Annotated in this window: 4 protein-coding genes and 1 pseudogene; 2 read left to right on the forward strand and 3 right to left on the reverse strand. The window is 75.5% G+C overall.

Translation table 11 applies throughout. The annotated features are described in order from the left end of the window. Nucleotides 1–788, forward strand: a 788-nt coding sequence (locus tag VM95_RS36740; protein ID WP_425265397.1) for a BACON domain-containing protein, incomplete at its 5' end; no start/stop codon positions are given. Between the two features lie 46 nt (nucleotides 789–834). Here VM95_RS36740 and VM95_RS36745 read toward each other — a convergent pair. After that, on the reverse strand, nucleotides 835–2172 hold the full coding sequence (locus VM95_RS36745) for a DUF1254 domain-containing protein (protein WP_045705501.1): 1338 nt from the start codon (nucleotides 2170–2172) through the stop codon (nucleotides 835–837). Nucleotides 2173–2427: 255 nt separating this feature from the next. Between VM95_RS36745 and VM95_RS43020 the strand changes: the two genes are divergently transcribed. Continuing rightward, nucleotides 2428–3468 carry an NAD-dependent epimerase/dehydratase family protein gene (locus VM95_RS43020; protein WP_045705503.1) on the forward strand — a complete coding sequence of 347 codons (1041 nt, stop codon included), beginning with the start codon at nucleotides 2428–2430 and terminating at the stop codon, nucleotides 3466–3468. Between the two features lie 145 nt (nucleotides 3469–3613). Here VM95_RS43020 and VM95_RS36755 read toward each other — a convergent pair whose 3' ends face one another. Both VM95_RS36755 and VM95_RS36760 read right to left on the reverse strand, forming a co-directional pair. Continuing rightward, nucleotides 3614–4681: a family 2 encapsulin nanocompartment cargo protein polyprenyl transferase gene (locus tag VM95_RS36755; protein WP_045705506.1), complete on the reverse strand. Its 1068-nt coding sequence runs from the start codon at nucleotides 4679–4681 to the stop codon at nucleotides 3614–3616. Between the two features lie 132 nt (nucleotides 4682–4813). Continuing rightward, nucleotides 4814–5399: pseudogene (locus VM95_RS36760) on the reverse strand (Crp/Fnr family transcriptional regulator); the annotation flags it as partial.

A 5399-nucleotide genomic window follows, 5' to 3' on the forward strand; every position in this document is an offset into this window, starting at 1 on the left:
GGCCGGGCGGGGGCGGGGTGGGTGGTGCAGAAACGTTGCTGCCCGGTTCTCCGCGGCTGAGCTTTCAGGGCCCCGCCGTCCCCGTGCCCGCCCGGGGCGCCACCCCGCTCGGCAGCCCCACCCTGGTCGCCGCGCCGGCCCCGCTCGCCCAGCAGGCCTCCGCGCCCGGCGGCGGGGCCGACGACCCGGCCGCGGGCGGGCTGCTCACCGTCGAGGCCGGCGAGTACGGCAGCCGTACCGTCCTGACCCTCACCAACTCCGGTGCCACGGAGATCCGTTGGCGGGCCGTGACGGACGCGGGCTGGCTCCGGCTCAGCCGCGACTCCGGGACGCTCGCACCCGGCCAGCGGATCACCGTGATCGTCACCGTGGACGAGGACCTGGCGCCCGACACGCACTGGACGGCCCGGATCGCGCTGCCGCCCTCGCAGGCCGTGGTCACCCTGGAGGGAGGGCCGCACAACCGGGGCGGCTCGGCCTCCTCGCCGCCGGAGCCGTCCGGCACGGCGACGGCGCCCCCGACCGGCGGGCCGAGCGGCAGCGGGGGGACGAGTGCTCCCACGTCGGGGGCTCCCGCTCCGGGGGCTCCCACGACCGGACCGTCCGCGAGCGCCACGGCCGCGCCCTCGCCCGCGCCGTCCGGCGGTCCGGCGACGGGGGCGCCGTCGACGCCCGCCGGGTCGGGCTCGCCGTCCGGGGCGCCGACGCCCTCGGCCCCCGCCTCGGGAGCGGCCACGGCCTCGCCGCACCCGGGCGGGACGACGGCGGCCTCGCCCGCGGGGCGGTAGCGCGGCGTCGGGCGTCGGCGGCAGCCCCGGCGGGGGGCGGTGGTGGTCAGTCCACGCGGACGATCGGCGGCACCTGGTAGCTGCCGTCCAGGACGGCCGGTTCGGGCTGGTAGATCCGGATGATCGGGCGGAACTCGCCCGCCGGGGTGGGCAGCCAGTTGGCCGCCGCCGTCGCGTCCTCGGGCTGCTCGTGCTGGAGGGTCACGGTGAGCGAGCCGTCCGCGCCGTACACCAGGCCCGGGGTGCGGTCGCCGATCGAGTAGCGGTCGATCGGGTTCTCCACCAGGTAGTAGTCCGGCAGCGCGTACATGGTGACCGACCAGAACGCCTCGGCGGGCGGCGGCTGGTCGAAGTGGAGGGTGTAGCGGTGCGCGCCGCTGAGCGGGCGGCCGTCCGCGTCGTCGTAGGTCATCGCGTACGAGGCCTCGTAGGCGTGGTTGCCCCAGAGGCCGGCCCGGGCGGCGGCGGCCCGGCTCAGGTAGGCGGCGCGGCGGTCCGGGATGCGCCACTCGGGGTCGTCCAGGGTGCCGGGGCCCAGGTGGTCGGAGTTGTAGTCGAAGAGGTGCAGCGCGCCGCGCCACTCCCCGAGCGGGTGCTCCTCGGCCGGGCGGGTGGCGTCCTCGACCCGCTCGCGGCCCGCCGCCAGGCCCTTGACCAGGGCGAACGTCCACTGCTCGGCGGCCGCGCGGTACGGCGAGGCACCCTCGTCGAGCAGACCGAGCGGGGCGAACCGGCGCTGGTACTCGATGTCCGGCGCGGACGGCGGGAAGGCCCGCATCCAGACCCGCAGGCGTTCGAAGAAGGCCAGCCGCTCGGGGACGTCCGGGTCCGGCTCGGGCAGGCCGGCCACCAGGCCGCCGGGCTCCAGCGGGCGGAGGGTGAGGCCCGCCTGGAGGGCCCGGACCCGGGGCAGGTCCTCCGGGCCGGCGCAGGCGAAGCGGCCGACGATGGTGCCGACCGTGGTCGGCAGCTCGATCACCCGGGCCGGGTCCGGCGGGGTGCCGTGCCAGTCGGGCGGCACGATCAGCCAGGTCTGCTCGCCGGTGCCGGTGGCGCGGCGGCCGAGGTAGGCGGTGTTGGCCGTCCAGGCGTCGATGAACTGCAGCACGTAGTAGGCGCCCGCGGCGTCCGCCACGTCCAGCACCAACGGACCCTCGGAGAGGTCGAGTTGGGCGATCGAGTAGATGGTGTCGTTGTTCACCGAGACGAAGTGGTCGCCCGGGCCGGCCAGCCGGGTGGCGTGGCTGAAGTGGTTGAACCCCGCTGCCGGGAGGGTGCCCAGACCGCCCCGGGTGAAGCGGTCGACCATGGTGAGGCCGGCGACCAGCGGATAGCCGTAGACGTACGCGTCGGCGGCCAGGGCCTCCAGCTCGGGCTGGGTCATCGGGGGTCCTTCGCGCGGGAGGGACGGGGATCGGCGGGACGGCGGGACGGCGCCCGAACCGGGTCGTACGGGCGGTCGTTCGAGTGGTCGTTCGGGTAGCCGCACCAGCAGTCGTACGAGTAGTCGAACGGGTACAAGTGGGATGCTAAGTGCGGCCGGGTGGGGCGGCATGCCGAGCGCCCGCGCCGCCGGCGGCCGGATCTGCTCAGCGCTAACCCGGGCTCGCGGCGCCGTTCGGCGGGGCAGGCTGGCGGCATGAAGATCCTGCTGCTCGGTGGCTCGTCCTTCCTGGGCCGGGCCTACGCCGCCGAGGCCCTCGCCCGCGACCACCACGTGACCACCTTCAACCGCGGCCGCAGCGGCGGCGACCTGCCCGGGGTCGACGCCGTCCGGGGCGACCGCGACAGCGCCGAGGACCTCGCCCGGCTGGTCGACGGCCGCAGCTGGGACGCCGTCGTCGACACCTCCGCCCAGCAGCCCGCGCAGGCCGCGCTCTCCGCCCGGCTGCTGCGCGACCGGGCCGCGCACTACACCGTCGTCTCCTCCGTGCACGCCCACGCCGACTGGGCCGTCCAGGTGATCACCGAGGACTCGCCGCTGCTCCCCTGCCCCGCCGACACCCCGCCGGACCAGCCGTTCGGCCGCGAGCTGAAGGCCGGCTGCGAGCGCGCCGTGCTGCGGCACTTCGGCACCGAGCGGACGCTGGTCCTCAGCAGCGGGCTGCTCGTCGGGCCGTACGAGATCGGCGGACGGCTGCCCTGGTGGCTGGAGCGGATGGCACGCGGCGGACGGGTGCTCGCCCCCGGCGACCCGGGGCGGACCATGCAGGTGATCGACGTCCGGGACTTCGCCGCCTTCGGGCTCGACCGGCTGACGGCCGGGGCGGCGGGCCGGTTCCTCACCACGGCGCCGCCGGGACTGCTCACCTTCGGACAGTGGCTGGAGACCTGCCGGCAGGTCGCGGGCGCGCCGGACACCGAACTCGTCTGGGTGGACGACGCCGCGCTGCTCGCCGAGGGGCCGGACCAGGTCGCACCCTGGCTCGAACTCCCCTTCTGGGCACCGGACCTGCCGGACTGGGCGCACGTCTGGCAGGTCGACAGCAGCCGCGCCCGGGCCGCCGGGCTGCGCTGCCGCCCGTTCGCCGAGACCGCGCGGGACACCTGGGAGTGGCTGCGCACGCGCGGGCCGGTGGACGACACGGACGCGGAGGGCCGCAAGGGGCGGCCGGACGCGGCGTTCCGGCAGGGCATCGAACCGGCCAAGGAGCAGCGGCTGTTGGCCGGCCTCGGGTGACGCGCCGCCGGGGCGGGAGGCCGGCCCCGGCGGCGCTCAGGGTGTGCGATCGGCGCGTACGCAGCTCAGTGCGTGCGGCGCTCAGTGCGTGCGGCGCTCAGTGCGCGCGGCGTTCAGTGCGCGCGGCGGGTCACCAGCGCGGCGCTCAGTGCGTGCGGCGGGTCACCAGCTCGGCGAGCGCCAGCAGTTCGTCGGCCGCGGACGGCTCCGGCACGGCCACGGCCAGCTGCGCCATCGCCGCGGCCATCCGCTCGCAGGACTCGCCCTGCGCCCAGCCGCGCCCGCCGGCCCCCTCGACGGCCGCCGCGCACTGCGCCAACTCCTCGGCACTCAGCGTGCGTTCGAGGACGTACAGCTCGGCGAGCCGCCGCCCCTGCGGGGTGTCGGAGCCCAGCGCCGCCACCACCGGCAGCGACTTCTTGCGGGCGACCAGGTCCGCGCCGACCGGCTTGCCGGTCACCGCAGGGTCCCCCCAGATGCCGATCAGGTCGTCGATCAGCTGGAACGCCAGGCCGATCTGGCGGCCGAAGCCGTCCATCGCCTGCGCCGCCTCCTCGGATCCGCCCCCGTACAGGGCGCCCATCGCGCAGGCCGCGCCGAGCAGCGCGCCGGTCTTGGCCTCCGCCATCGCCAGGCACTCGGGCAGCGAGACGTCGTCCCGCCGCTCGAAGGCGCAGTCGATCTGCTGGCCCTCGCACAGCTCGACCACGCAGTCGGTGAGCCACCGGATCGAGCCGCGGGCGGCCGGGTGGGCGTCCTCGGCGAGCAGGCGCAGGGCCAGCGAGTGCATGGCGTCCCCGGCCAGGATGGCCTCGGTGGTGCCGAACACCCGCCAGGCGGTGGGGCGGTGGCGCCGGGTGTCGTCCCGGTCGATGACGTCGTCGTGCAGCAGGGTGAAGTTGTGCACCAGCTCCACCGCCGCCGCAGCCGCGACGGCGTCGCCGGGAGTGCCGCCGAGCGCCTGGGCGGCGGCGAGGACCATGGCCGGCCGGATGGCCTTGCCGGAGGGCGCGCTGGCGGGCGAGCCGTCCGCCTCCCACCAGCCGAAGTGGTAGCCGGCGACCTTGCGCATCGCGCCGGGCAGCGAGTCGACGGCGGCCCGCAGGACCGGGTCGACCAGGCCGCGGGCGCGTTCGATCACGTCCGCCGCGACGGCGGCGTCGCGGTGCTCGCTCCCCTCTTTGTGCTCTCGCTCCAGCGTGGGACTCGTCATGGGTTTCTCCCGTGGACGCCGGCGCCGGGTCGGTAGGGACCCGGCTGTCGTTTCGTGGGCGGCCGCGAGCCGACCCGGACGGCGCTCGTCCGGCCGGCTCGCGGGGGGGCATCGGCGAATTCCGCGCGCCCGTCAGCGCTGCGCGATGTCCACGTTCTCCAGTACGCCGACCGCGTCCGGAACGAGGATCGCGGCGGAGTAGTACAGGCTGACCAGGTAGGAAATGATGGCCTTGTCGTCGATGCCCATGAAACGCACCGAAAGGCTCGGCTGGTATTCGTCCGGAATTCCGGCCTGGTGCAGGCCGATGACACCCTGGTTGTCCTCGCCGACCCGCATCGCGATGATCGAGGTGGTGTGCCCGCCGACCACCGGGATCTTGTTGCACGGGAAGATCGGCACCCCGCGCCAGGAGCTGACGTGCTTGCCGTCGACCTCGATCGTGTCCGGGTAGAGGCCGCGCCGGTTGCACTCGCGGCCGAAGGCGGCGATGGCCTTGGGGTGCGCGAGGAACATCTTGGTGCTGCGGCGGCGGCTGATCAGCTCGTCCATGTCGTCCGGGGTGGGCGGGCCGGAGTGGGTCTGGATGCGCTGGTCGTAGTCGGCGTTCTCCAGCAGGCCGAACTCCGGGTTGTTGATCAGCTCGTGCTCCTGGCGCTCGCGCAGCGCCTCGATGGTCAGCCGGAGCTGGTGCTCGGTCTGGTTCATCGGCTGGTTG

Source organism: Streptomyces rubellomurinus, assembly GCF_000961885.1.
Taxonomy (GTDB): domain Bacteria; phylum Actinomycetota; class Actinomycetes; order Streptomycetales; family Streptomycetaceae; genus Kitasatospora; species Kitasatospora rubellomurina.